The 25,437-nt window shown below is 37.0% G+C and carries 29 protein-coding genes and 1 other annotated feature; of the genes, 25 read left to right on the forward strand and 4 right to left on the reverse strand.

Features of this window, described 5'->3' with window-relative positions:
* Positions 1–142 precede the first annotated feature (142 nt).
* Positions 143–562 carry a MarR family winged helix-turn-helix transcriptional regulator gene (locus ACUXVC_RS07040; protein WP_000081434.1) on the forward strand — a complete coding sequence of 140 codons (420 nt, stop codon included), beginning with the start codon at positions 143–145 and terminating at the stop codon, positions 560–562.
* 155 nt (positions 563–717) lie between these two features.
* Positions 718–873 (forward strand): imidazoleglycerol-phosphate dehydratase, encoded by a 156-nt coding sequence (locus tag ACUXVC_RS07045; protein ID WP_095691172.1) that lies wholly within the window; start codon positions 718–720, stop codon positions 871–873.
* Positions 874–895: 22 nt separating this feature from the next.
* On the opposite strand, the gene ACUXVC_RS07050 is transcribed toward ACUXVC_RS07045, so the two are convergent.
* A complete protein-coding gene (locus ACUXVC_RS07050) occupies positions 896–2,131 on the reverse strand; it encodes a dicarboxylate/amino acid:cation symporter (RefSeq protein WP_095691171.1) in 1,236 nt (411 codons plus the stop codon).
* Positions 2,132–3,317: 1,186 nt separating this feature from the next.
* Between ACUXVC_RS07050 and ACUXVC_RS07055 the strand changes: the two genes are divergently transcribed.
* A complete protein-coding gene (locus tag ACUXVC_RS07055) occupies positions 3,318–4,661 on the forward strand; it encodes a TrkH family potassium uptake protein (RefSeq protein ID WP_090975918.1) in 1,344 nt (447 codons plus the stop codon).
* Positions 4,662–4,696: 35 nt separating this feature from the next.
* Here ACUXVC_RS07055 and ACUXVC_RS07060 read toward each other — a convergent pair whose 3' ends face one another.
* Positions 4,697–5,071 carry a hypothetical protein gene (locus ACUXVC_RS07060; RefSeq protein WP_000136546.1) on the reverse strand — a complete coding sequence of 125 codons (375 nt, stop codon included), beginning with the start codon at positions 5,069–5,071 and terminating at the stop codon, positions 4,697–4,699.
* Between the two features lie 128 nt (positions 5,072–5,199).
* On the opposite strand from ACUXVC_RS07060, the gene ytfJ reads away from it, so the two are divergent.
* Together ytfJ and ACUXVC_RS07070 are read left to right on the forward strand one after the other, a co-directional pair.
* Positions 5,200–5,667 (forward strand): GerW family sporulation protein, encoded by a 468-nt coding sequence (gene ytfJ / locus ACUXVC_RS07065; protein ID WP_002093915.1) that lies wholly within the window; start codon positions 5,200–5,202, stop codon positions 5,665–5,667.
* Between the two features lie 108 nt (positions 5,668–5,775).
* On the forward strand, positions 5,776–5,865 hold the full coding sequence (locus ACUXVC_RS07070) for a hypothetical protein (RefSeq protein ID WP_000608227.1): 90 nt from the start codon (positions 5,776–5,778) through the stop codon (positions 5,863–5,865).
* Between the two features lie 352 nt (positions 5,866–6,217).
* On the opposite strand, the gene ACUXVC_RS07075 is transcribed toward ACUXVC_RS07070, so the two are convergent.
* Together ACUXVC_RS07075 and ACUXVC_RS07080 are read right to left on the reverse strand one after the other, a co-directional pair.
* Positions 6,218–6,457 carry a YkuS family protein gene (locus ACUXVC_RS07075; protein WP_000101021.1) on the reverse strand — a complete coding sequence of 80 codons (240 nt, stop codon included), beginning with the start codon at positions 6,455–6,457 and terminating at the stop codon, positions 6,218–6,220.
* Between the two features lie 82 nt (positions 6,458–6,539).
* Complete coding sequence (locus ACUXVC_RS07080) at positions 6,540–6,779, reverse strand: DUF3911 family protein (RefSeq protein ID WP_000752514.1); 240 nt, start codon at positions 6,777–6,779, stop codon at positions 6,540–6,542.
* A 414-nt stretch (positions 6,780–7,193) separates the two neighbouring features.
* Here ACUXVC_RS07080 and ilvE point away from each other — a divergent pair, with 414 nt between their 5' ends.
* From ilvE to ACUXVC_RS07180, 20 genes are all read left to right on the forward strand, one after another.
* Positions 7,194–8,090, forward strand: a complete 897-nt coding sequence (ilvE, locus tag ACUXVC_RS07085; protein ID WP_001005486.1) for a branched-chain-amino-acid transaminase — start codon at positions 7,194–7,196, stop codon at positions 8,088–8,090.
* Between the two features lie 15 nt (positions 8,091–8,105).
* Positions 8,106–8,333 (forward strand) — a binding site (T-box leader).
* A 72-nt stretch (positions 8,334–8,405) separates the two neighbouring features.
* Positions 8,406–10,106, forward strand: coding sequence for an acetolactate synthase large subunit (gene ilvB / locus ACUXVC_RS07090; protein ID WP_144465512.1), 1,701 nt, complete (start codon positions 8,406–8,408; stop codon positions 10,104–10,106).
* On the forward strand, positions 10,103–10,612 hold the full coding sequence (gene ilvN, locus ACUXVC_RS07095; RefSeq protein ID WP_098975734.1) for an acetolactate synthase small subunit: 510 nt from the start codon (positions 10,103–10,105) through the stop codon (positions 10,610–10,612). Before ilvB ends, ilvN begins: the two co-directional genes overlap by 4 nt.
* A gap of 26 nt (positions 10,613–10,638) precedes the next feature.
* Positions 10,639–11,649, forward strand: coding sequence for a ketol-acid reductoisomerase (gene ilvC / locus ACUXVC_RS07100; protein WP_001151740.1), 1,011 nt, complete (start codon positions 10,639–10,641; stop codon positions 11,647–11,649).
* 1 nt (position 11,650) lies between these two features.
* Entirely contained in the window at positions 11,651–13,171 is a 1,521-nt protein-coding gene (gene leuA / locus ACUXVC_RS07105; RefSeq protein ID WP_000809593.1) for a 2-isopropylmalate synthase, read from the forward strand.
* Between the two features lie 77 nt (positions 13,172–13,248).
* Positions 13,249–14,313, forward strand: coding sequence for a 3-isopropylmalate dehydrogenase (gene leuB / locus ACUXVC_RS07110; protein ID WP_144465511.1), 1,065 nt, complete (start codon positions 13,249–13,251; stop codon positions 14,311–14,313).
* Entirely contained in the window at positions 14,313–15,707 is a 1,395-nt protein-coding gene (gene leuC, locus ACUXVC_RS07115) for a 3-isopropylmalate dehydratase large subunit (RefSeq protein ID WP_144465510.1), read from the forward strand. The genes leuB and leuC overlap by 1 nt, the downstream gene beginning before the upstream one ends.
* Positions 15,685–16,266 (forward strand): 3-isopropylmalate dehydratase small subunit, encoded by a 582-nt coding sequence (gene leuD, locus ACUXVC_RS07120; protein ID WP_000433187.1) that lies wholly within the window; start codon positions 15,685–15,687, stop codon positions 16,264–16,266. The genes leuC and leuD overlap by 23 nt, the downstream gene beginning before the upstream one ends.
* A 310-nt stretch (positions 16,267–16,576) precedes the next feature.
* Complete coding sequence (locus ACUXVC_RS07125) at positions 16,577–17,839, forward strand: ATP phosphoribosyltransferase regulatory subunit (RefSeq protein ID WP_000170292.1); 1,263 nt, start codon at positions 16,577–16,579, stop codon at positions 17,837–17,839.
* Entirely contained in the window at positions 17,815–18,450 is a 636-nt protein-coding gene (hisG, locus tag ACUXVC_RS07130; RefSeq protein WP_029441809.1) for an ATP phosphoribosyltransferase, read from the forward strand. The genes ACUXVC_RS07125 and hisG overlap by 25 nt, the downstream gene beginning before the upstream one ends.
* A gap of 11 nt (positions 18,451–18,461) precedes the next feature.
* Positions 18,462–19,751, forward strand: coding sequence for a histidinol dehydrogenase (hisD, locus tag ACUXVC_RS07135; RefSeq protein WP_144465509.1), 1,290 nt, complete (start codon positions 18,462–18,464; stop codon positions 19,749–19,751).
* Positions 19,751–20,335 carry an imidazoleglycerol-phosphate dehydratase HisB gene (gene hisB / locus ACUXVC_RS07140; RefSeq protein WP_053564914.1) on the forward strand — a complete coding sequence of 195 codons (585 nt, stop codon included), beginning with the start codon at positions 19,751–19,753 and terminating at the stop codon, positions 20,333–20,335. Before hisD ends, hisB begins: the two co-directional genes overlap by 1 nt.
* Positions 20,336–20,965: an imidazole glycerol phosphate synthase subunit HisH gene (gene hisH, locus ACUXVC_RS07145; protein ID WP_053564913.1), complete on the forward strand. Its 630-nt coding sequence runs from the start codon at positions 20,336–20,338 to the stop codon at positions 20,963–20,965.
* A complete protein-coding gene (gene hisA, locus ACUXVC_RS07150) occupies positions 20,938–21,657 on the forward strand; it encodes a 1-(5-phosphoribosyl)-5-[(5-phosphoribosylamino)methylideneamino]imidazole-4-carboxamide isomerase (RefSeq protein WP_000402295.1) in 720 nt (239 codons plus the stop codon). The genes hisH and hisA overlap by 28 nt, the downstream gene beginning before the upstream one ends.
* Positions 21,651–22,409, forward strand: coding sequence for an imidazoleglycerol phosphate synthase cyclase subunit (gene hisF / locus ACUXVC_RS07155; protein WP_023521478.1), 759 nt, complete (start codon positions 21,651–21,653; stop codon positions 22,407–22,409). The genes hisA and hisF overlap by 7 nt, the downstream gene beginning before the upstream one ends.
* Positions 22,406–22,711 (forward strand): phosphoribosyl-AMP cyclohydrolase, encoded by a 306-nt coding sequence (gene hisI, locus ACUXVC_RS07160; protein ID WP_000803964.1) that lies wholly within the window; start codon positions 22,406–22,408, stop codon positions 22,709–22,711. The genes hisF and hisI overlap by 4 nt, the downstream gene beginning before the upstream one ends.
* Before the next feature lie 10 nt (positions 22,712–22,721).
* Positions 22,722–23,045, forward strand: a complete 324-nt coding sequence (hisE, locus tag ACUXVC_RS07165) for a phosphoribosyl-ATP diphosphatase (RefSeq protein WP_000426355.1) — start codon at positions 22,722–22,724, stop codon at positions 23,043–23,045.
* Positions 23,046–23,057: 12 nt separating this feature from the next.
* Complete coding sequence (locus ACUXVC_RS07170) at positions 23,058–24,074, forward strand: histidinol phosphate phosphatase domain-containing protein (protein ID WP_098975739.1); 1,017 nt, start codon at positions 23,058–23,060, stop codon at positions 24,072–24,074.
* Between the two features lie 68 nt (positions 24,075–24,142).
* Positions 24,143–24,310, forward strand: a complete 168-nt coding sequence (locus ACUXVC_RS07175; RefSeq protein ID WP_001118893.1) for a DUF4025 domain-containing protein — start codon at positions 24,143–24,145, stop codon at positions 24,308–24,310.
* 144 nt (positions 24,311–24,454) lie between these two features.
* Positions 24,455–25,426, forward strand: coding sequence for an NAD(P)-dependent oxidoreductase (locus ACUXVC_RS07180; RefSeq protein WP_053564912.1), 972 nt, complete (start codon positions 24,455–24,457; stop codon positions 25,424–25,426).
* Positions 25,427–25,437: the final 11 nt, after the last annotated feature.

Raw genomic sequence — 25,437 nt, forward strand, 5'->3', positions numbered from 1 at the left:
GGAAGTTAACTTCATTTTATCATGAAATACATATTAAAAAACTACGAATTATGGGGAAATAAGGTGACAAAAAGTAAGATTTCATGTAAAATTATTAATAAGGTTTTTATTTAACTAAATGAAATAAAAGGAGCTGTCAAAGTTGTCTCAAAATCGAGAGCAATTAATGGAAGAACTATCGACAAATGTGTTTGCTATGTTTCGCACATTGCGTAATGATATCGGAAAAATATTCGGTGGTTACATACCGTGGAATGAATTCATCGTCCTGAGAATATTAAATCGTACGAATAAAGAAATGGTATCGCGTGTAGCAAATGAATTAAATGTGTCGAATAGTCATATTACAGCTGTTACAGAAAAATTAATTAATAAAGGTTTTGTAACTCGTTCACGTTCTACATCAGATCGCCGAGTTGTGTATTTAGAGATTACAGAACAAGGGAAAGATTTAGTTGCGAAAATGGAAGATGCGAAAAAACAATATTTACAAGAAAGATTCTCTACACTTTCAGAAGATGAAATGAATGTAATGATTTCGATTTCCAAAAAACTTATTTAAGTGATTATAAACAAGAAAACGCTTACGTGATGAAAAAGAAGATCTTCCTTATATATGGAAGGTCTTCTTTCGTGTGTAATAGATGTTAAAAAATAAAATGTGTATGAAAAAAGATAGAGCGCCATACTACTAATACAAGGAAGGGAGGGAGAAATATGACGAATCGTAACGGTAGTAAAGGGAGCGGTAATCAAGGATCACCAAAGTCCGGCCAGTTTAATCAGGAATTTAGCACTGAATTTGAAACTGGTAATGATAATAAAGGGGAAGAATATCGTTCTAAAAAAGGGAGTAAATCAAAAAAGGAGTGAATATATTCACTCCTTTTTTGATTTACGATGCTGCCGATTGATCAGTATTATATTTTTCTTCTGATTTTGCGACAATCATTGCGCAAATTGCATCCCCAGAAATGTTTACAGCTGTTCTAGACATATCTAGAATACGGTCAATGCCGATAATTAAAGCGATACCTTCTACTGGTAGATTTACTTGATTTAAAACCATTGTAAGCATTACAAGTCCAACAGCTGGTACACCAGCAGTACCGATACTAGCTAGTACAGCAGTTAATACGACCATAGCTAATTGCGGTAATGTAAGTTCAACTCCGTATACTTGAGCGATAAATACAGTTGCCACCCCTTGCATAATGGCAGTACCATCCATATTAATAGTTGCCCCTAGTGGTTGTACAAATGAGCTTATCGCTTTTGGAACGCCAAGCTTATCTTGTGCTGTTTTCATTGCAAATGGAAGTGATGCATTAGAGCTAGATGTACTAAATCCAATTGCCATTACTGGTCCGAAATGTTTAAAGAAACGAACAATACTTTCTTTTGCTAATACCTTTAATAAGCCACCATATACAAAGACCCCGTGAATAATGAGTACTAACATAACGACAATCATATACTTGAACATCGCAGCGACGCCTGCAAGCCCCATTTTACCAACGGATGAAGCGAGCAAACCGAATGTTCCAATTGGGGCTAATTTCATAACGAGATTAACGAGATACATCATTAATTCGTTGCCCTGTTCAAGTAATGAATGGATACCTTGAACTCGTTTTCCTAAAATAGCTATACCGAGTCCAATCAATACGGCAAAGGCAATGATTTGTAACATGTTTCCGTCAGCCATCGCTTTTGCTGGGTTATCTGGTACGATATTTAGCAATGTGTCGACGAAAGATGTTTCAGTTTTTGCACCTTCATACTTAAGACCTTCTGTTTTAAAATTACCGCCAGCTCCTGGTTTTATAATAAGTGCAAATGTAACCGCTATAGAGATGGCAACCGCAGTTGTTACGAGAAAGAATGAAATTGATTTTAAACCGATTCTTCCAAGTTGTTTCGGATCTCCAAGGCCGGCAGCACCAAGTACGATAGAAATGAACACAACAGGAACAACTAGCATTTTAATAAGTCGAATAAACAATTGACCAATTGGGTTGAACACATATTGATTTAGTGGCTCAAAGATAGATGGAGCGGCTAAATTTAGAGTGAGTCCAACAACTAGACCTAGAAATAATGCGATTAAGATTGCTTTTGTTTGTTTCAATAAAATCCCCCCTTTTGTTTTTGCGAAATTCCTTCCTAAAGTAATTATACCGAAAAAATCCCTAATTTGACATTTTTTTCTGAATTTTTAGGTTTTTATTTAAGTACAGATAGATTGATTTTGTGTTTGGAAAATAAAATAGACCATCACATAGGATGGTCAAGGGAAGGGGACAATTTATGTCAATTTAATTAGGGATGGAAGTTGCTTTAAGACACTGGGGAATGTCTTATAAATTAGGGAGGAACAACTTCGATACATATACTATAAAAGATAGGTGTGACTCTCATGTGAACATAGGGTGAAAGAGAGAGGGAGTTTTAAATAAAAGATAGAAAGACAAAAAAATAAGACCATCATTTATAAGATGGTCAAGGAAGGGGACAATTTATGTCAATTTAATTAGGGATGGAAGTTGCTTTAAGACACTGGGGAATGTCTTATAAATTAGGGAGGAACAACTTCGATACATATACTATAAAAGATAGGTGTGACTCTCATGTGAACATCGAGTGAAAGAGAGAGGAAGTTTTAAATAAAAGATAGAAAGACAAAAAAATAAGACCATCACATAAGATGGTCAAGGGAAGGGGACAATTTATGTCAATTTAATTAGGGATGGAAGCTATTCAAAGACACTGGGGAATGTCTTATAAATTAGGGAGGAACAGCTTCGATATATATACTATAAAAGGTGGATGTGACCTCTGTGTGAACATCGAGTGAAAGAGAGAGGAAGTTTTAAATAAAAGATAGAAAGACAAAAAAATAAGACCATCACATATAAGATGGTCAAGGGAAGGGGACAATTAATGTCAATTTAATTAGGGATGGAAGCTATTCAAAGACACTGGGGAATGTCTTATAAATTAGGGAGGAACAGCTTCGATACATATACTATAAAAGGTGAATGTGACCTCTATGTGAACATAGAGTGAAAGATATGGGGATTTGAAAAATAGTACATATGAAATTGTTATTGCTAGCAATATTGAGTTAGGATATATAGTTTTCCAGCATAAAAGAAAAAGAAGTCTGAATATAAATAAAAGTTGTAATCTATGAAAAAAAGGATTATGCTCAACTATATTATAAGAATATAAGGTTTGTCCCAATTCTTTAAGGGCTTTTAAAAAGCTTTTTATTTATGAGGGGAAAGCTTCACTTTAATAAGGGAGTTAGTGATATGGAAGTAACAAAAAAACAAGGGCTGTATAATCGTCTTATACGATTAAACCCACCACAAATATTAGCGTTAGGTTTTTTCTGCTTAATTGTGGTTGGCGGTTTGTTATTAAAGTTACCATTCGCAACGAAAGCACAAATTAGTTGGGTAGATGCTTTCTTTACAGCAACGTCAGCAGCGACCGTAACTGGTTTGGGAGTAGTGGATACAGCAAGTACATTTACGATGTTTGGCGAAATTGTTATTATGTTTTTAATTCAAACAGGTGGTCTAGGTCTTATGACAATTGCCATTTTAATTGTTTGGGTATTAGGCAAAAAAATCGGATTACGCCATCGTTTATTAATTGGAGAAGCGTTTAATCAAACAAATATAGGTGGTCTTGTAAAATTAGTAAAGCGTGTCTTTATATTTTCGATTTGTATTGAGCTTATTGGGGTCATCTTTTTATCGTTTCGCTTTATTCCAGAGTTTGGTTTTGGAAAAGGTTTATACTATAGTATTTTTCATGTGATTGCATCTTATAATAATGCAGGCTTTGCTTTATGGCCAGATAATTTAACAAGATATGTAGGAGATCCCATTATTAATATTGGGATTTGCTCTTTAATTGTAATAGGTGGACTCGGTTTTACCGTATTAATTGATATATGGTATAGTCGCAGTTTTCGAAAATTATCACTTCACTCAAAAATAATGATTATTGGAACAGTAGTGCTAAATGTTATAGCAATGATTGTAATTTTTGTATTGGAATATAATAATGTGAAGACGTTAGGGAATTTATCTTTAAATGAAAAACTATGGGCTTCCTTCTTTCAAGGTATTACCCCGCGGACAGCTGGATTTAATACGGTTGACTATGGAGGTATGGAAGAATCATCTATATTATTTACGATGATTTTAATGTTTATTGGTGCAGGAAGTGTATCAACAGGTGGAGGAATTAAATTAACAACGTTTGTTATCTTAATTACATCTGTCCTTTCTTTCTTTAGAAAAAAGGAGGAAATTGTTTTATTTCAGCGTACAATTAAAATGTCGACAGTAACGAGGGCCTTAGCGATTGCTGTTGCCAGTCAAATACTTATTTTTGCAGCGGTATTTATATTAATGCTTACAGAAAACTTCAGCTTTATTCAATTATTATTTGAGACAATATCAGCGTTTGGTACAGTCGGATTAACGATGGGAATTACTGCAAAGCTATCGGCATTCGGAAAATGTATTATTATGTTTGTTATGTTCTGCGGATTAATTGGACCATTAACACTTGTGTTCTCTTTAGCGCGACCAGCAAAACAAAAAATAAAATATCCATCGGAAGATGTGTTTACAGGATAAGGTATCCCGCGTTAAGCGAGATACCTTTTTCTTTTTTAGAAAAGGGAGAACAATAAACCAATAAGTGCTACTCGGAATAAAATTGCGATAAGTGCAGCAATCCCACCGACAACTGCAGCGATACCGCCAGTTACAGTAGCTCCGCGATTATAAGCGTAAATACCGAGTAAAACAGAAACAAGACCAAATAGTGTTGGGAATGTAAATAGCGATAAGATAGATAGCGCAAGAGCGATAAAACCAGCAGTTGATCCAGCAGCGGACGATTTTACAACATCTTTATCGTCTTTATCATCGTAATCATAATCAATGCGTTGTGGTGCAACCTCAGCGGCATACTCTTCTTTATAGTCACTATAATCACTATCTATTCTATCTCTTCTTTTATAATCATCAAATTTCTCAGTCAAAGTCATGGCTCCTTTCATAACAAGGTTCAATAGTAGTATGTATCTCTTTTTCTTTTTTATCCCGCATTAACGGGCAGTAATATCTATTAAAAGGAGGAAAATGTTTTCTTGAAATAGGAAAAGTTAGTATGACTTCCTCTATTTTGGAAAGTATAAAAAGGAATAATGAGGAAAGGGTGCAATACATAATGGAACATCCAATTGAAAATTTAATGAAAACGGCAATGACAAATTTAAAAGAGATGGTAGATGTAAATACAATTGTTGGGAGCCCGGTTTCAACAGCTGACGGAAATGTTGTATTAACAGTATCTCAAGTGGCTTTTGGTTTTGGAGCTGGTGGAAGTGATTTTAAAGGGGGTTTCATTACTGAAAAACATAACGGTGGGCAAAATCAGCATAAAGAGAACAAGCAAGGGCATCCATTTGGAGGAGGAAGCGGGGCTGGGGTTTCTATTAGTCCAGTAGCTTTTTTAGTAGTTGGTTCTAATGGGGTGCAAGTATTACATCTCAACAGCAGTACACATTTAATTGAAAAGGCTTTAAATACTGTACCAAGCACTGTAGATAAATTTGTGAATGGTCGTCAAAAGTGAACTTGCATTTTTTAGGAATTATGATATATTAGAAAAAGTGCGCTTTAGGATGATCGGAATAATTGAAATGTAAATATATATGATGTGTGGAATAAGGGAGAGGAATTTATGATTAATATCAAAAACTTAGTAGTTGGCTTATTTATGTTAGTAAGCGGCTTTGTTGTATATGTAATAAAAGAAAAAGCTCCATTCTAAAACAGACAAACCGTTAATGTCTGTTTTTAATTTGCGGAAAAATATTGACAAGCTATTGTATTGGTGTTAGAATTTTAATTCGTGTCTCGGTTACAGCTAGTGTAAAGTAAATATCTCTTATGAATGCAATACGAAAAGTTTGCGAAAGATCGGGTAATTTTATCAACAACTTTTGTGAACAAACCCTATAAATTGTATTTGTAAGCTATATATGTATACTAGTGAATCAAGGAGCGGTCAGTGGAACCGTAATGATGAGAGAGAGGTAGGGCTTTCATCCAGTATATGTTACTTTCCCGTTAGGTGAATATAAAAAAGAGGACTCCTTTTAAAAGGAGTCCTCTTTCATTTTTTAAGTGCGACTTTCAACTTGTTGACAAATTTCATCCGTTGTTAAACCGTGAGCTGTAATGACTGATCCTTTAATTGATGCATCTGCAATGCCCATCACATTAGAATCTTGCCCAGTTACAACGCAACAATCACACCCTTGTGCATCCTGTTCTGAGTTAAGTGTAACAACTTCATGACCTTGTTGCTGAAGAGCTTGTTGAACGTCTGTTAATGAGTTTTCAACGCCAATTCTAGCCATAATTCTCACCTCCTACCATCTAATTGCTAGTATGCTCAAGTTCACTGCATTTATGAAAAGACGGTAGGAAGTAAATCTTTGTTTAGTCGTTATATACGCCAGTAAGCATTTGACTAACGAATTGATCGTTTAATGTATCTTGGGCAGAAGAAGTATTTGAATGGATGTCGATTGAAGCAATAAAATGATTATGTTCTTGCGTATTTGGTTCTACCTCTACGTAATTATCGAATTTACAAAAACCTTTCGTATCCATTAGATCAAATAATTGCAGCATTTCTACTACCTCTTGTCTCGTTCCTTTAATTTGTACACACGCCATATTTATTTCCTCCTTCATTTTGACAAATTGTTTTTTAAAAATAGGATTATGATTACGAAATGAAAAATATGAATGTTATTTTTAGACAGCGCTATTTTTGTTATTTTCCCCCTTTTTCAGCAAAAGTCGTTATATATTCCCGGATTTATAAAATCGGACGTCCGTTTATTGAATACAATAGATTCGCATCAATTGATGAAAATCCTTCTTTTAAACAAATATTTTTTTAGTGGAAATTGGCGAAAAAAATTTTTTGACTTTTTGTAAACGTTAACAATGTTGTTAAATCAATATAAGTAAAGAAGTACGTACGATTAAAAATTATAAATTTTCTAAAAATTCACTTGATTTATTTAGAAAGGAGAGTAAACTAGGAAACAATAAAAAATTCATAGAACATAGGAGGCGCTTCTAGTGAATGAGCAATGGATTTTCTTAAATGGAGAATTTGTTCCAAAAGATGAGGCAAAAGTTTCAGTATATGATCATGGCTATTTATATGGCGATGGAGTGTTTGAAGGAATTAGAGTTTATAGCGGTAATGTTTTCCGTTTGAGAGAGCATCTTGTCCGGTTGTATGAATCAGCAAAATCAATCCTTTTAGAAATTCCATATTCATTAGATGAAGTAACAAATATTGTTGTTGAGACGATTCGACAAAATAAATTATCTAATGGATACATTCGCCTTGTTGTATCAAGAGGAGCAGGAAATCTTGGATTGGATCCCGATTCATGTAAGAAGCCGAATGTAGTAGTAATTGCAGAACAATTATCTTTATTCCCACAAGAATATTATGAGAAAGGGATTCCAGTTGTAACAGTTGCAACGCGCCGAAATCGTCCCGATGTTTTATCCCCTCAAGTAAAATCTTTAAATTACTTAAACAATATTTTAGTTCGTATTGAAGCGAAATTAGCTGGAGTACAAGAAGCACTTATGTTAAATGATCAAGGATATGTAGCTGAAGGCTCAGGAGATAACGTGTTTATTGTTAAAGGAAATAAATTAATTACACCACCAAGTTCTGCTGGAGCGTTAGAAGGTATTACACGAAACGCCATTTTAGAAATCGGCGAAAAACTTGGATATGACGTAAGAGAAGAGTTATTTACAAGACATGATGTATATGTAGCTGATGAAGTGTTTTTAACAGGAACAGCTGCTGAAGTTATTGCTGTTACGACAGTAGATGGTAGAACGATTGGCTTAGGGCAAACAGGTCCACATACGAACCGTTTATTAGAAGAGTTTCGTAAGTTAGTTGTAGAAGATGGAGAGAAAATTTACGAAGAAAATAAAGTTGGATAACAACTTTTTTAACATAAGAAAGCGTTGATAGGGAGGAGTAGTTGATTGTGAAGCCTCACAGAGAGTCGGTGGTTGCTGAAAACCGATGGTTCACGTCGACGAACATCGCCCTTGAGTGCTAAGCTAAAGCATTTGTCTAGGCTTAGACGGTAGCTCCGTTATTAGCTAGATCCATTTATGGATCACTGAGGCAAGAGTATTCTTGCAAAGAAGGGTGGTACCGCGAAATCTTTCGTCCCTTCAGCACATAGCTGGAGTGTGGACGTAGGATTTTTTTATTGTATAAAAGTTTAAAAAAGGGGGCTTATAAGAACAATGTCTTCAAAAACGGAAGAGAAACTGGCAACTGGTGCACAGCTATTGTTAGAAGCGCTAGAAAAGGAAGGCGTAAAAGTGATTTTCGGTTATCCGGGTGGTGCCGTTTTACCTCTCTATGATGCACTGTATGATTGTGAAATTCCGCATATTTTAACAAGGCATGAGCAAGGGGCAATTCACGCTGCTGAAGGGTATGCCAGAATTACAGGGAACCCAGGGGTTGTAATTGCAACAAGTGGACCAGGTGCTACAAATGTAATTACGGGTCTAGCGGATGCGATGATTGATTCATTGCCACTTGTTGTATTTACAGGCCAAGTAGCAACAACGTTAATTGGGAGCGATGCTTTTCAAGAGGCGGATATTATGGGACTTACGATGCCAGTGACAAAACATAACTATCAAGTGCGAAAGGCCTCAGATTTACCTCGAATTATTAAAGAAGCATTTCATATTGCTAAAACAGGAAGACCAGGACCAGTCGTTATTGACCTTCCGAAAGATATGGTAGTCGAGAAAGGTGAGCGATGTAGCAATGTACAAATGGATTTACCAGGATATAACCCTAATTATGAACCGAATCTACTTCAAATAAACAAATTACTACAAGCAATTGAAACCGCAAAAAAACCGTTAATTTTAGCTGGAGCAGGTATACTGCATGCGAAAGCTTCGAAAGAATTGACAAGTTTTGCCCGTAAATATGAAATCCCTGTTGTGCATACGTTACTTGGACTTGGTGGTTTTCCGCCAGATGATGGGCTATTTCTAGGGATGGGGGGAATGCACGGTTCTTACACAGCCAATATGGCGTTATATGAATGCGACTTACTCATTAATATAGGTGCGAGATTTGACGATCGTCTTACTGGGAATTTAGCTTTTTTTGCTAAAGGGGCGACTGTTGCACATATCGATATTGATCCAGCAGAAATCGGGAAAAATGTGCCAACAGAGATTCCTATTGTTGCAAGTGCTAAGCAGGCGTTAGAAGTATTGCTTCAATCAGAAGGAAAGAAAGAAAATCATCATGAATGGCTCTCTTTATTAAAGAGTAGAAAAGAAAAGTATCCATTCTCTTATAAACGAAATTCTGAAAGTATTAAACCTCAATACGCGATTGATATGCTATATGAAATCACGAAAGGAGAAGCGATTGTAACAACAGACGTTGGGCAACATCAAATGTGGGCAGCACAATACTATCCGTTGAAAAATCCAGATAAATGGGTAACTTCTGGCGGATTAGGAACGATGGGGTTCGGATTTCCAGCAGCAATCGGTGCGCAAATTGCAAAGCGAGATGAACTAGTTATTGCAATTGTTGGTGATGCTGGGTTTCAAATGACTCTGCAAGAATTAAGTGTATTAAAAGAACACGCTTTACCCGTTAAAGTATTTATTTTAAATAATGAAGCTTTAGGAATGGTAAGACAATGGCAAGATGAATTTTACAATCAAAGATATTCACATTCTTTATTGCCATGCCAACCAGATTTCGTCGCTCTTGCGAATGCGTATGGTATAAAAGGTGTTCGTATTGACGATCCACTTCTTGCAAAGAAGCAAATCCAGCATGCGATCAAATTACAAGAGCCAGTCGTAATCGATTGTCGTGTACTTCAATCAGAGAAGGTTATGCCGATGGTTGCACCAGGAAAAGGTGTTCACCAAATGGAGGGAGTGGAAAAAGGGTGAAGAGAATTGTTACAGCGACAGTTCGAAATCAAAGTGGTGTGTTAAACAGAATTACAGGGGTTATGACACGAAGACATTTTAATATTGAAAGTATTTCAGTAGGTCATACAGAATCATCAGATATATCGCGAATGACGATTGTTGTACACGTTGAAAGTGAACAGCAAGTTGAGCAGTTAATTAAACAACTTCATAAGCAAATCGATGTTCTGAAAGTATCAGATATTACAGAAAAAGCAATGATTGCTAGAGAGCTTGCTCTTATTAAAGTAGCAACTTCTGTAGCGAGGGCAGAATTATATAGTTTAATTGAACCATTTCGAGCCGCTGTAATAGATGTTGGGAAGGATTCCATAGTTGTGCAAGTAACAGGTACGCAAGATAAAGTAGAAGCGTTAATTGAATTACTTCGTCCATACGGTTTAAAAGAAATTGCTAGAACAGGTGTAACAGCATTTACACGTAGTATGAAAAAACAAGATAAGCAAGTTATGTTAATTCAATAATCATTTAAATATAGGGGGAAATGAAAATGGCAAAAGTTTATTATGAGAAAGATGTAACAGTAAATGTATTAAAGGAAAAGAAAGTAGCAATCATCGGATATGGCTCGCAAGGTCATGCACATGCGCAAAATTTACGTGATAACGGATTTGATGTAGTAGTAGGTTTAAGAAAAGGTAAGTCTTGGGATAAAGCGAATGAAGATGGGTTTTCTGTATATACAGTAGCAGAAGCAGCGGAAAAAGCTGATGTAGTAATGATTCTATTACCTGATGAATTACAACCAGAAGTATATGAAGCTGAAATTGCACCAAATTTACAGGCTGGAAACTCTCTCGTGTTCGCACATGGATTTAATGTTCACTTTGATCAAGTAAAACCACCAGCTAATGTAGATGTATTTCTAGTAGCGCCAAAAGGACCGGGGCATCTCGTACGCCGTACGTTCGCCGAGGGAGGGGCTGTTCCTGCATTATTTGCAGTATATCAAGATGCAACAGGAGTTGCGACTGAAAAAGCACTTTCTTATGCTGACGGAATTGGAGCAACGAGAGCTGGTGTATTAGAAACGACGTTTAAAGAAGAAACAGAAACAGATTTATTTGGAGAGCAAGCTGTACTCTGCGGCGGAGTAACTGCACTTGTAAAAGCAGGATTTGAAACGTTAGTTGATGCGGGATACCAGCCTGAACTTGCATATTTTGAATGTTTACATGAACTGAAGCTAATCGTTGACCTTATGTATGAAGGTGGACTTGAAAATATGAGATATTCAGTTTCAGATACAGCGCAGTGGGGAGACTTCGTATCAGGACCACGCGTTGTTACTGAAGATACGAAGAAAGCGATGGGGGCAGTATTAGCAGAAATTCAAGATGGTACATTTGCAAGAGGCTGGATTGCAGAGCATAAAGCAGGAAGACCAAATTTCCACGCGACAAATGAAAAAGAGAATGAACATGAAATTGAAGTAGTAGGACGTAAATTACGTGAAATGATGCCATTCGTACAGCCGCGAGTAAAGGTAGGGATTAAATAATATGAAGCAGATTTTGTTCATGGATACAACGCTTCGTGATGGCGAACAATCACCAGGAGTAAATTTAAATGAACAAGAGAAGTTACAAATTGCTAGACAATTAGAGAGGCTTGGTATTCATGTAATGGAAGCTGGATTCGCGGCAGCTTCCGAAGGTGACTTCCAATCGGTAAAACGCATCGCGAATACAATTCAAAATGCTACGGTTATGAGTTTAGCTAGAGCGAAAGAAAGTGACATTCGAAGAGCATATGAAGCTGTGAAAGGTGCTGTATCTCCTCGTCTACACGTATTTCTAGCTACGAGTGATATTCATATGAAATATAAACTTTGTATGTCAAAAGAAGATGTGTTAAATAGTATTCATCGTTCGGTTACGCTTGGAAAATCATTATTTCCGACAGTACAATTTTCTGCAGAAGATGCGACAAGAACATCGAGAGCATTTTTAGCTGAAGCAGTAGAAACTGCGATTCGCGCAGGAGCGAATGTAATTAATATTCCGGATACAGTTGGATATACGAATCCGGAAGAATATTATTCTCTTTTTAAATACTTACAAGAATCCGTTCCATCATATGAAAAAGCGATTTTTTCTTGTCATTGTCACGACGATCTTGGTATGGCAGTAGCAAATTCGTTAGCTGCGGTTGAAGGCGGAGCATTGCAAGTAGAAGGAACGATTAATGGCATTGGAGAAAGAGCAGGGAATGCAGCGTTAGAAGAAGTTGCGGTTGCTCTTCATATTAGAAAAGATTTTTATAAAGCAGAACCTTCGATGACTTTAAAAGAGATTAAGGCAACGAGTACATTAGTAAGCAGGTTAACGGGTATGGTTGTACCGAAAAATAAAGCAATCGTTGGAGCGAATGCATTTGCTCATGAATCAGGCATCCACCAAGATGGGGTTCTAAAAGAAGTAACAACTTATGAAATTATCGAACCAGCGCTTATAGGAGAATCTCAAAATCTCTTTGTACTTGGGAAACATTCTGGCCGTCATGCGTTTACGGAAAAAATGAAAGAGCTTGGTTATGAATTTACAAATGAAGAGCGAGATGCGGCATTCGAAGCATTTAAAAAATTGGCGGATCGTAAAAAGGAAATTACTGAGGAAGATTTACGCGCAATTATGCTTGGTGAAGCAGCATTTGCAGCCCAGCAATATAACATTACGCAATTACAAGTGCATTTCGTATCAAATAGTACACAATGCGCAACAGTTGTGCTGAAGGATGAGGAAGGAAATGTATATGAAGATGCAGCCACTGGTTCTGGTAGTATTGAAGCGATATACAATGCGATTCAAAGAATTTTAGGATTAGAATGTGAATTGGCAGATTATCGCATACAATCTATTACACAAGGTCAAGATGCACTTGCTCACGTTCATGTTGAATTAAAAGAAGGTAGTCACCAAATATCAGGTTTCGGAGTTGCGCAAGACGTATTGGAAGCGTCGGCGAGAGCTTATGTCCATGCAGCAGGGAAATTAAAATCTCTTATAGCGCTTGTGAAATAAATATTTGATAGGTGAGAGAAGCTTTCCTCACCTATCAAATCAAGGTTCTGAAAATTCAGTTAAAAGGAGTGTTAAAAATGGAAAAACGTATCGTTTGTTTAGCTGGTGATGGTGTTGGTCCAGAAGTTATGGAAAGTGCGAAGGAAGTATTGCATATGGTAGAAAGGCTATATGGACATCATTTTCATTTGCAAGATGAGTACTTTGGTGGTGTTGCTATCGATTTAACTGGGCAACCATTACCGCAGCGAACACTTGCCGCCTGTTTAGCGAGTGATGCGGTTTTACTTGGAGCAGTAGGTGGACCAAGGTGGGATAGTGCGAAAGAAAGGCCTGAGAAAGGATTATTAGCATTAAGAAAAGGACTCGGTGTATTTGCGAATGTTCGCCCTGTAACGGTAGAAAGTGCAACTGCACATTTATCACCATTAAAAAATGCTGATGAAATTGATTTCGTTGTCGTTCGTGAATTAACAGGCGGAATTTATTTTTCTTATCCGAAAGAGCGAACGGAAGAAGTGGCGACAGATACACTTACGTATCATCGACATGAAATTGAACGTATCGTTTCGTATGCCTTTCAATTAGCAAATAAGCGGAAGAAAAAAGTAACATCTATTGATAAAGCGAATGTTTTAGAGTCTAGTAAACTATGGAGAAATGTGACAGAAGAAGTAGCACTTCGCTACCCAAATGTGGAAGTAGAACACATTTTAGTAGATGCAGCGGCTATGGAATTAATTCGGAATCCAGGAAGATTTGACGTTATTGTAACGGAAAATTTATTTGGTGATATTTTAAGTGATGAGGCTTCAGTATTAGCTGGATCATTAGGAATGCTTCCATCAGCAAGTCACGCTGAAAAGGGGCCTTCATTATACGAGCCTATTCACGGATCAGCACCGGATATTGCGGGGAAAAATAAGGCGAATCCAATTGCGATGATGCGTTCTGTTGCAATGATGCTTGGGCAATCGTTCGGATTAACGAGAGAAGGATGTGCAATTGAAGAAGCAGTTTCTGCAGTCCTTAAATCTGGAAAATGTACAGCAGATATCAGGGGGACTGAAACGACAACTTCATTTACAAAGGCAGTTATTCAAGAAATGGAAGAGCAAGCGTTAGTAGGGAGAGGAAGATAATGGGGAAAAGGTTACTAGATAAGCTTTGGGAAAGACATGTAGTTGCGACAAATGAAAATGGATTGGATTTATTATATATTGATCTACATCTTGTTCATGAAGTAACGTCACCGCAAGCCTTTGAAGGCTTGCGGCTTACACATCGAACAGTCCGCAGACCAGATTTAACATTTGCAACGATGGATCATAATATTCCAACGAAAGATGTTTGGAATATTACCGACCGCATTGCGAAGCAGCAACTAGATACACTTCGGGAAAACTGTAAACAATTTCAGGTGCCATTAGCGGATATCGGAGATGAAGAGCAAGGGATCGTTCATGTTATAGGACCAGAACTTGGACTCACACAGCCAGGAAAAACGATTGTTTGTGGTGATAGTCATACAGCAACACACGGTGCTTTTGGCGCACTAGCGTTTGGTATTGGTACGAGTGAAGTGGAACATGTATTGGCAACGCAAACGTTATGGCAACGAAAGCCGAAAGCGATGGGCATTGAGTTAAAAGGAAAGTTACCGCAAGGTGTTTATGCGAAAGATATTATTTTACACCTTCTTTCAAAGTACGGAGTAGCAGTTGGAACAGGTTACGTAATGGAGTTTTACGGAGAGGCCATTCATGCTATGGATATGGAAGAGAGGATGACGCTTTGCAATATGGCAATTGAAGGGGGAGCAAAGGCTGGCATTATTGCACCAGATGAAAAAACGGTTGCTTACGTAAAAGGGCGTAAATATGCGCCGAAAGACTATGAATCTATTAAGGAAAAATGGTCAGAACTTTATACAGATTTAGATGCAACTTATGATTTACATATTCTAGTAGATGTTACGGATTTAGCGCCGTACGTTACGTGGGGAACAAATCCTAGTATGGGTGTTCGGATTGATGAGAAATTGCCAGAAAAGCATGATGCAAATGACGAAAGAGCGTTTTCTTATATGGGGTTGAGTCCCGGACAAAGTACGTATGACATTCCAGTTCAACATGTTTTCATTGGATCTTGTACGAATTCTAGGCTTTCTGATTTAGAAATTGCTGCATCTGTCGTGAAAGGTAAAAAAGTAAAAGAAGGTGTGCGAGCACTTGTTGTACCTGGATCTCAAAGGGTAAGAGAAGCAGCGATGCATAAAGGATTACATCGCATATTTGAAGAAGCTGGATTTGAATGGAGAGAGCCCGGATGCTCAATGTGTCTAGGTATGAATCCAGATCAAGTGCCTGAAGGAGAACATTGTGCCTCTACGTCAAATCGCAATTTTGAAGGAAGACAAGGAAAGGGAGCACGAACGCATTTAGTTAGCCCGGCAATGGCGGCAGCGGCTGCGTTACATGGTCATTTTGTTGATATTAGAAAGGAGAGTTATGATGGAGCCATTTCGTATTCATAAAGGTACTGCCGCAGTACTGATGAATGATAACATTGATACAGATCAAATTATTCCGAAGCAATATTTAAAGAGAATTGAAAGAACTGGGTTTGGGAAGTTTTTATTTGATGAGTGGCGATATGATAATAATCGCCAAGAAAACCCTAATTTCCCGCTTAATGCGCAAGAAAGAAAAGGAGCCAGCATATTAATTACAGGTGATAATTTTGGATGTGGCTCGTCTAGAGAACATGCTCCATGGGCGCTTGCTGATTATGGTTTCCGCGTTATTATCGCTGGAGGATTTGCCGATATCTTTTATATGAATTGTATGAAGAATGGCATGTTACCGATTGTAATGGACAAAGATATGCGTGAACAACTTGCAAAAACAGATGCGAGGGAACAAATCACAGTTGATTTAGAAAATGAAATAATTATAACGAATATGCACAGATTCCATTTTACAATCGAGAAAATGTGGAAAGAGAAGTTATTGAATGGTTTAGATGAAATTAGTATTACAATGCAATATGAACAAGAAATAAAAGAGTATGAAAGAAAAGTGGCTTTACATTAAAAAAAGTGACGGAATATTAAAAATGTATTTACATTCAAAATTAACTGTTATATACTATGTGAAAATCAGAGGAGAAAGGGAGTAAGTATTATGAATACAATAAAATCTATTACAATGCTTACACAACTACATCATCATACATGAAACCCTTGAACCTAGCGTGAAAACGTGTAGGTACAAGGGTTATTCCCGTTGTACCTACACTCTACTGAAGAGCCTTGTAGGTATTTTGTCTACAAGGCTCTTTTTATTTTCGGCTTAGGTGAATGAAATAGGCATACATTAGAAGGGGAAAGGTGTGAAAATTTAGATGACAAAATGGAAACGGGCGAACCCGAATGGAACGAGAGATTATTTATTCGAAGAATGTACGTTAATTGAAGAAGTGGAGCAAAAATTAAGGCTTACTTTTTTAGAGAGAGGTTATGAGGAAATAAGAACACCTACAATTGAATTTTATGATGTTTTTGCATTTCAAAATAGACCGATAGATGAAGAGAAGATGTATAAATTTTTTGATGAAAAGGGAAGGATTATCGTTTTACGTCCAGATATGACAATTCCTTTAGCAAGAGTGATTGGAACACAGAGATGGGATACGCCACTTAAAGTGACGTATAGCGGGAATGTATTTCGAGCGAATGAATCCCATTCTGGAAAATATAATGAAATCGTACAAAGTGGTATTGAAGTTATCGGGATTGATAATGTAAGAGCTGAAATTGAATGTGTAATAAGTGTCATTCAAGCACTTCAAAAGTTGAAGGTGCAATCTTTTACAATTGAGATTGGGCAAGTACAGTTATATAAATGTATTGTAAAAAAGCTCTCCATCCATGATGAAGAAGAAAGGGTACTTAGAACGTATATAGAAAGTAAAAATTATGCTGCCCTCTCAAATTTTATCGGAGAAAAGAAATTAGATCGATGCGATGAGACAGTAAGATTACTTGAGAAATTACCAAGGCTATTTGGAAATTTAGAAGTTATTGAGGAGGCAGAAAAGCTTGCTTCAAGTAATGAAATGAAAATGGCAATTGCAAGAGTAAAAGAAATGTATGAAACAATTGAAACGTTAGGATATGGTTCTTACATATCAATTGATTTGGGCATGATTCAACACTTAGATTACTATACGGGTGTTATTTTCAAAGGATATATATATGAAATTGGAGAAGAAATCGTTAGTGGCGGAAGATACGATGAGCTAATTGGGAATTTTGGAGAAATGCTGCCAGCTGTTGGACTCGCGGTACAAGTAAATCAAATTGTGAAGGCGCTGCAAGAGCAGCAAGAACCATATGAACGAAATCAAATTGATATTGTGATTCATTATGAGTTAAATAGATTAGCGGAAGCAGAAAGGTTACGAAATTTACTTCGAAAGGATGGGAAAAATGCTTGGTTATCTCTATTCTCTAATTTAAGCGATACCTTTCAATTTGCAAGAAAAAATAAAATAGGAACGGTCGTTGAGGCAAAGAATGAATATTTAGTGGAATATGTATGGAATGAGAAATGGGTAGTCCAGAAAGAAGGAGAGGCTTCATGCGTAACATTCAAATTGCGTTAACGAAAGGAAGGTTAGAAAAACATGTCATTCCACTTTTTGAGCAGATTGGAATTGATTGTTCCGATCTCAAAAATAAAGGTCGGAAGCTTGTATTTCAAAGTAAAAATACAAATGTTTCATTTATTTTAGTAAAAGCGGTTGATGTTGCTACTTATGTAGAACATGGGGTAGCTGATATTGGGATCGTTGGAAAAGATATTTTAATGGAAAACGAGAAAGATATTTATGAAATGCTGGATTTAGGAGTGGGGATTTGTAAGTTTTGTGTTGCTTCTATTCCTACGTATAATCCGAAGAGTTACCGGAAGAAAAGAATTGCTACGAAATACCCGCATATTACTTCTACTTATTTTCATGATAAGGGAGAGGATGTAGAAATTATTAAAATAGAAGGTTCTGTAGAAATCGCTCCTCTTCTTGGATTGGCAGATGCGATTGTAGATATTGTTGAAACAGGAAAAACATTACAAGAGAATGGACTTATTGTATTTGAGGAAATGCACTCTATATCGGCTCGGATGATTGTAAATAAGGCAGCCTTAAAAACTAAAAAAGACGAAATATTCAGTATTATAAATATGATGGAGCAAGAAATCTTATCAGGGAAATAGGAGGACTTAAAATGAAAGTCATTTATGAAGACTTTAAGGAGGCATTATCTAAAGTAAAAGTGCTAAGAGAAAACGCTAATATAATAGAAGAAACTGTTCAAAGAAGTGTAAGAGAAATCATTAGAAATGTAAGGGAAGGGAAAGATGAAGCTTTATCTTTCTATACAAAAAAGTTTGATGATGTAGAGATGAAAGATTTTCGTGTAAGTGAAGAAGAAATACAGCAAGCGAGTATGTTTGTAGAGAATTCATTTTTAGAAGCTTTAAAAGAGGCGAAGAAAAACATTGTTTCGTATCACGAAAAGCAAAAGAAGCACTCAATATTCGATTGTGAAAGTAAAGGCATAATTAGAGGGCAACTCATTCGGCCGTTAGAAAATGTAGGTGTATATGTACCGGGTGGGACAGCCTCATATCCTTCTTCAGTATTAATGAATGTATTGCCGGCGAAACTCGCAGGTGTGAAAAAGATTGTAATGGTAACACCGCCGAGGAAAGGAGGAATTGATCCGCATATATTAGTTGCTGCAAATCTTGCGGGAGTAGATGAAATTTATACGATAGGTGGCGCGCAAGCAATTGCTGCTTTAGCATACGGGACGGAATCGATTCCGAAAGTGGATAAAATAGTTGGACCGGGAAATTTGTATGTCGCTCTAGCGAAGCGAGAAGTATACGGAATAGTAAATATCGATATGATTGCTGGTCCATCAGAAATTGTAGTTGTCGCGGATGAAACAGGTAATGCAAAATATATCGCAGCGGATTTATTATCGCAAGCAGAGCATGATGAGAGAGCAACGGCGATTTGTATTACAACGAATATGGAACTAGCTAAAGAAGTAGAAAACGAGATAGAAAGACAGTTAGAAATGTTACCAAGAAGTGAAATTGCACGTGAATCAATAAATAGAAATGGAGCCATCTTTATCGTTCCTTCTTTAGAGGAGGCACTAAAGTTATCAAATGAAATTGCTCCAGAACATTTAGAGTTACATATAAAAGAACCGATGAATGCTCTAGATTATGTGAAACATGCAGGTTCTATTTTCCTTGGGTCATATGCACCTGAACCGCTCGGGGATTATTTAGCGGGACCGAATCATGTATTACCAACGAGCGGAACGGCAAGATTTTTTTCTCCGTTATCAGTCGATGATTTCGTGAAAAAATCAAGTTTTATTTCTTATACGGAGGAAGCATTAAAAAATGTACAGCATCACATTGTAGAGCTTGCAAATAAAGAAGGGTTACATGCACATGCGAGAGCAATCCAAATAAGGTTTGAGGAGGAAAAATAATGCGTCAGTCCAGTCAAGTACGTGAGACGACAGAAACAAAAATTAAATTAAATTTGCAGCTTGATGAAAGTACAAATGTATCTATTCAAACAGGGGTTGGTTTTTTCGATCATATGCTTACTTTATTTGCTAGACATGGAAGATTTGGATTGCAAGTTGAAGCAGAAGGGGATGCATTTGTCGATGCACATCACACCGTTGAAGATGTTGGAATTGTACTCGGAAATTGCTTGAAAGAAGCATTGCAAAACAAAGAGGGAATTAATCGTTACGGTTCAGCGTACGTACCGATGGATGAATCTTTAGGATTTGTCGCAATTGATATAAGTGGACGCTCATATTGTGTATTTCAAGGGGAATTAACAAATCCGAAGCTTGGGGATTTTGATACAGAATTGACGGAAGAATTTTTTAGAGCAGTTGCACATGCTGCCAATATTACATTACATGCGCGCGTTCTATACGGAAGTAATACGCATCACAAAATTGAAGCAGTATTTAAAGCTTTTGGTAGAGCGCTTAGAGAAGCGGTCGAAAAAAATGCCAACATTACTGGTGTAAATTCAACGAAAGGGATGTTGTAATTGATTGCCATTATAGATTATGGAATGGGGAATATTCGCAGTGTAGAGCAAGCGTTAAAATATATTGGGGCAGAGTACATTGTAACGAGTGATAAAGAAGAGATATTGAGAAGCGATGGCGTGATTTTACCGGGAGTAGGTGCATTTCCGAAAGCGATGGACGTATTAGAAGAAAGAGATTTAGTGTGTGTACTAAAAGAGGTTTGTGATATAGGAAAACCTCTCCTCGGTATATGTTTGGGCATGCAGCTTTTATTTGAACGAAGTGAGGAACTAAAAGATTGTAGCGGGTTAGGTTTACTACCAGGGGAAATTCGTAAGTTAAAAGTTTCGTATAAAATTCCTCATATGGGATGGAATGAATTAAGGAAGGAAAGAGAATTTCCGCTTTGGAATGGATTAGTGGATGGTTCTTTCGTTTATTATGTTCACTCATATTACGCGGATTGTCCAGATGAAATTGTATGCGGAGTAAGTGATTATGGAATGCAAGTACCAGGGTTTGTAGCGAAAGGAAATGTATTTGGTGCACAGTTTCATCCAGAAAAAAGTGGTGAAATTGGCATGCAAATATTAAAAAATTTTCAAGGGGTGGTAGAAGCATGGAAATCTTCCCAGCTATCGATTTAAAAGAAGGACGATGCGTTAGACTTTATCAAGGAGAGTTTAGTAAAGAAACGGTGATGAATGAAGATCCGGTAGCGCAGGCAATCATATTTGAAAAGCTTGGAGCGGAAATACTACACATTGTTGATTTAGACGGTGCAATTGCTGGCGAGTCGTTAAATTTGCCCGTCATTGAAAAAATCTGTAAGGCGGTACGTATTCCTGTGCAAGTGGGAGGAGGAATTCGTTCACTTGTAGCGGTGGAGAAGTTATTGTCAGTAGGTGTAGAAAAAGTGATTTTAGGAACAGCAGCTCTTTATGATAAGTCATTTTTAGAGGAAGCAGTTCGTCTATATAAAGAGAAAATCATTGTTGGAATTGATGCGAAAAATGGCTTCGTAGCAACGAGAGGTTGGCTTGATCTGTCTGAAATTTCTTATATTAGTTTAGCGAAACAAATGGAAAGTTTAGATGTTCAAACGATTGTGTTTACAGACATTTCGAAAGACGGGACGCTTGCAGGGCCAAATTTTGAACAATTGGCGTTACTTCAAAAAAGTGTGGGCATTCGTCTCATTGCCTCTGGAGGAGTGGCATCTATTCAAGATGTGAAAAAGTTAAATGATATGAATATATATGGTGTCATAATTGGAAAGGCGCTTTACGAGAAAACGATTGATTTAGAAGAAGTGTTACAGGTAACGAAGTTATGTTAGCGAAACGAATTATTCCATGTCTAGATGTGAAAGAAGGGCGAGTCGTAAAGGGTGTAAATTTTATAGGATTACAAGATGTCGGTGATCCGGTTGAAATAGCTGAAGCATATAACGTGGCAGGGGCAGATGAAATCGTATTTTTAGATATTACAGCGACTCATGAAGGAAGAAAAACGATTATAGATGTTGTAGAAAAAACAGCAGCTAAAGTATTTATTCCTCTTACGGTTGGCGGGGGGATTTCAAGTGTGAAAGATATGTACAATTTACTAAGAGCTGGAGCAGACAAAGTTTCAATAAACTCAGCGGCAGTGCGAAATCCGAAGCTAATCGAAGAGGGTGCAGAACACTTTGGATCACAATGTATTGTCGTGGCAATTGACGCTAGAAAAGTAGCAGAAGATAAATGGAACGTATACGTCAACGGCGGAAGAGTTGACACAGGAATGGATGCCATAGAATGGGCGAAGCGTGTTGTTAAGCTCGGGGCGGGTGAAATTTTGTTAACGAGTATGGATGCAGATGGAACGAAAAGTGGATATGATCTTCGTTTAACAGAAGAAATTTCAAAAAGTGTTTCCATTCCAGTCATCGCATCAGGAGGCTGTGGTCATACGGATCACATTATAGAAGTTTTTCAAAAGACAACAGTTGATGCAGCATTAGCGGCATCCATCTTTCATTATGGTGAGGCGACAGTGCAGAGTGTAAAGCGAAAATTAAGAGATGCAAATGTTGAGGTGCGGTTATGAAACCTAATTTTTCAAAAGGATTAATACCGGCAATTGTCATCGAAGAAGGTACGAAAGAAGTTTTAATGCTAGCTTATATGAATGAAGAAGCATATGAAAAAACGTTAGAGACGAAAAGAACATGGTTTTACTCTCGTTCGAGGCAGTCGTTATGGAATAAGGGAGAAACATCAGGGAATGTTCAATATGTGCAATCTCTATACTTAGATTGTGATCAAGATTCAATTGTTGTGAATGTGAAACAAGTAGGACCTGCTTGTCATACGGGGGAGAAGACATGTTTTCACTATCAAATTATATAGGGGGATACATATGGAAAATGCCTTTAAGTTGCTGTATAAAACAATTGAAGAACGAAAGGAAAGCCCACTTCCTGAATCGTATACAAATTATTTATTTTCAAAAGGAGAAGATAAAATTTTAAAGAAAATTGGTGAAGAGTGTGCTGAAGTAATTATCGCATGTAAAAATAATGATAAAGAAGAAGTAGTGAAAGAAATGGTTGATGTATTTTATCACTGTTTCGTTTTATTAGCTGAAAAAAATATCGCATTGGAAGATGTCATGCGAGAGGTGAAAGAACGAAATGGAAAGCTTTCGAGAGTTGGGGATAGAAGGGAAATAGATACATTATAAGGGGGAATGTATATGAAAGTAGATTATCATCTTCACTTAGAAGAAGGACCGTATTCAATAGGATGGCTTGCTAAAATAAATGAAGCGTTGGAATGTTATGAACCGCTTCAAGAAAGGCATTCTATGGATTGGCTTATGAAAACACAAGAGCGTTTGCAAAAACGTGTGAAGGAAGGGCCATTTACAACAGAATGGATAGATCTATATTTAGAAGAAGCTGTGCGAAAAGGAATAAAAGAAGTGGGAATTGTTGATCATCTATATCGTTTTCATGAAGCGAAAGGATATTATGAAAAATATGTAGATATTAGTGATTCTAAGCTCGGTCGTATACAGAAAGAATGGTTAGATCAAGTAAGGGTAGTTTCACTGTATGATTTTACAAAGGCAATTGAAGAGGCGAAAGAACGATGGAGTAAAAGAGGTGTCACACTTAAACTTGGAATTGAAGCGGATTATTTTATTGGTTGTGAAGGAGAGTTAAAAGAATTATTAGCGCTAGGAGACTTTGATTATATAATTGGCTCCGTTCATTTTCTAAATGGCTGGGGATTTGATAATCCAGATACGAAAGAATATTTTGAGGTGCATGACCTACGCGCATTATACGATACGTTTTTTAAAACAGTTGAGAGTGCGATTCGTACCGAGTTATTTGATATTATCGCTCATCTAGATAATATAAAGGTATTTAATTATCGATTGGATGAGAATGAACAGCTTTCTTATTATGAGGAAATTGCCTGTGCGTTAGTAGAAACGAATACGGCAACAGAAATAAATGCAGGATTGTACTATCGTTATCCTGTTCGTGAAATGTGCCCAAGTCCACTATATTTACAAGTATTAGCTAAGTATGGTGTTCCAATTACGATTTCTTCGGATGCCCATTATCCAAATGATTTAGGGAACTATGTACAAGAGAATGTACAAACATTACGAGCGCACGGTGTTACTCAGGTTGCAACATTTACGAAGCGAGCAAGAGTAATGAGGTCGCTTGAAGAAGAAGTAACAAATTCAAAATGAAACGCAATTTTTTGATGAAAACCACCCTTTTTGTTCAAAATAAGAAAGAATGAAAAGGAGGGTAAGAAATGGCGAAACAACAAAATAAACAAAATGTACAAGTTGCACAGCAACAAGCTTATACTTCTGAAACGAATGCTGCATCTCAATCGGTTATTGAGGAGCAAATTAGCGATACGGTTGCAGAAGGAACTATTGATGTGAAGCTCGGAAAAGAATCGCAGGAAAAAGCGTAAGAAGAGGGGAGAGTTGCATCTCCTCTTTTTTCATGGAAAAGTGTCGATTTTCAAAACTATAATCAAATTCCTTGGTTTTTATATGTGGATTTCTTACAATGAAATATAAGAGATATCTTATTTTCTATAGAAGAGGTGTTAGTAGTGGCAAAAATATTAGTAGCGGGAAAAATTCCGGAAATTGGATTAGAACTATTAAAAGATCATGATGTAGAAATGTACGATAAAGAGGAATTAATTTCTATAGATGAATTAACAGAGCGTGTAAAAGATAAAGATGCATTGTTAAGTTTACTTTCGACAAAGGTGCCAAAAGAAGTTATTGATGCAGCGTCTCATTTAAAGATTGTTGCAAACTATGGTGCTGGTTACGACAATATTGATTACACGTATGCGGGTGAAAAAGGAATTGCAGTTACGAATACACCGAAAGTATCAACGGAAGCGACTGCAGAATTAACATTTGCACTTCTTTTAGCAGCGGCGCGTAGAATTCCTGAAGGGGATACGTTATGTCGTACGACTGGATTTAACGGATGGGCACCGTTATTTTTCTTAGGACGAGAAGTCCACGGTAAGACAATCGGAATTATTGGTCTTGGAGAAATCGGGAAGGCTGTTGCAAAACGTGCGAAAGCATTTGGAATGGATGTTTTATATACAGGGCCAAATCGTAAGTTTGAAGCTGAAAGTGAACTGGGAGCAACGTATGTGACGTTGGAAAAATTATTACAAACAGCAGATTTTATTACAATTAACTGTGCTTATAATCCGAAATTACATCATATGATTGATGAAGAGCAGTTTAAAATGATGAAGAAAACAGCGTATATTGTAAATGCTTCACGTGGACCAATTATGAATGAAGCAGCACTTGCTTATGCATTAAAAACGAATGAAATTGAAGGGGCAGCTCTTGATGTGTTTGAATTTGAACCGAAAATTACAGAAGAGCTAAAAGAGTTAAAGAATGTAGTACTTGCTCCACACGTAGGGAATGCAACGTTTGAAACTCGTGATGCGATGGCTGAAATGGCTGTCAGAAATATTTTAGCTGTATTAAACGGCGAAGAGCCAGTAACACCTGTAAATCAAAAGGTATTAGTCACAAAATAAAAAGAAACCTT

Source organism: Bacillus sp. N6 (genome assembly GCF_052805735.1).

Coding starts and splice junctions, on each gene's coding strand:
- ACUXVC_RS07045 (WP_095691172.1), top strand. CDS start 718: ATGACGAATCGTAACGGTAGTAAAGGGAGCGGTAATCAAGGATCACCA.
- ACUXVC_RS07055 (WP_090975918.1), top strand. CDS start 3,318: ATGGAAGTAACAAAAAAACAAGGGCTGTATAATCGTCTTATACGATTA.
- ytfJ (WP_002093915.1), top strand. CDS start 5,200: ATGACTTCCTCTATTTTGGAAAGTATAAAAAGGAATAATGAGGAAAGG.
- ACUXVC_RS07070 (WP_000608227.1), top strand. CDS start 5,776: ATGATTAATATCAAAAACTTAGTAGTTGGCTTATTTATGTTAGTAAGC.
- ACUXVC_RS07075 (WP_000101021.1), bottom strand. CDS start 6,457: ATGGCTAGAATTGGCGTTGAAAACTCATTAACAGACGTTCAACAAGCT.
- ACUXVC_RS07080 (WP_000752514.1), bottom strand. CDS start 6,779: ATGGCGTGTGTACAAATTAAAGGAACGAGACAAGAGGTAGTAGAAATG.
- ilvB (WP_144465512.1), top strand. CDS start 8,406: ATGTCTTCAAAAACGGAAGAGAAACTGGCAACTGGTGCACAGCTATTG.
- ilvC (WP_001151740.1), top strand. CDS start 10,639: ATGGCAAAAGTTTATTATGAGAAAGATGTAACAGTAAATGTATTAAAG.
- leuA (WP_000809593.1), top strand. CDS start 11,651: ATGAAGCAGATTTTGTTCATGGATACAACGCTTCGTGATGGCGAACAA.
- leuB (WP_144465511.1), top strand. CDS start 13,249: ATGGAAAAACGTATCGTTTGTTTAGCTGGTGATGGTGTTGGTCCAGAA.
- leuC (WP_144465510.1), top strand. CDS start 14,313: ATGGGGAAAAGGTTACTAGATAAGCTTTGGGAAAGACATGTAGTTGCG.
- leuD (WP_000433187.1), top strand. CDS start 15,685: ATGGAGCCATTTCGTATTCATAAAGGTACTGCCGCAGTACTGATGAAT.
- ACUXVC_RS07125 (WP_000170292.1), top strand. CDS start 16,577: ATGACAAAATGGAAACGGGCGAACCCGAATGGAACGAGAGATTATTTA.
- hisG (WP_029441809.1), top strand. CDS start 17,815: ATGCGTAACATTCAAATTGCGTTAACGAAAGGAAGGTTAGAAAAACAT.
- hisD (WP_144465509.1), top strand. CDS start 18,462: ATGAAAGTCATTTATGAAGACTTTAAGGAGGCATTATCTAAAGTAAAA.
- hisB (WP_053564914.1), top strand. CDS start 19,751: ATGCGTCAGTCCAGTCAAGTACGTGAGACGACAGAAACAAAAATTAAA.
- hisA (WP_000402295.1), top strand. CDS start 20,938: ATGGAAATCTTCCCAGCTATCGATTTAAAAGAAGGACGATGCGTTAGA.
- hisF (WP_023521478.1), top strand. CDS start 21,651: ATGTTAGCGAAACGAATTATTCCATGTCTAGATGTGAAAGAAGGGCGA.
- hisI (WP_000803964.1), top strand. CDS start 22,406: ATGAAACCTAATTTTTCAAAAGGATTAATACCGGCAATTGTCATCGAA.
- hisE (WP_000426355.1), top strand. CDS start 22,722: ATGGAAAATGCCTTTAAGTTGCTGTATAAAACAATTGAAGAACGAAAG.
- ACUXVC_RS07170 (WP_098975739.1), top strand. CDS start 23,058: ATGAAAGTAGATTATCATCTTCACTTAGAAGAAGGACCGTATTCAATA.
- ACUXVC_RS07175 (WP_001118893.1), top strand. CDS start 24,143: ATGGCGAAACAACAAAATAAACAAAATGTACAAGTTGCACAGCAACAA.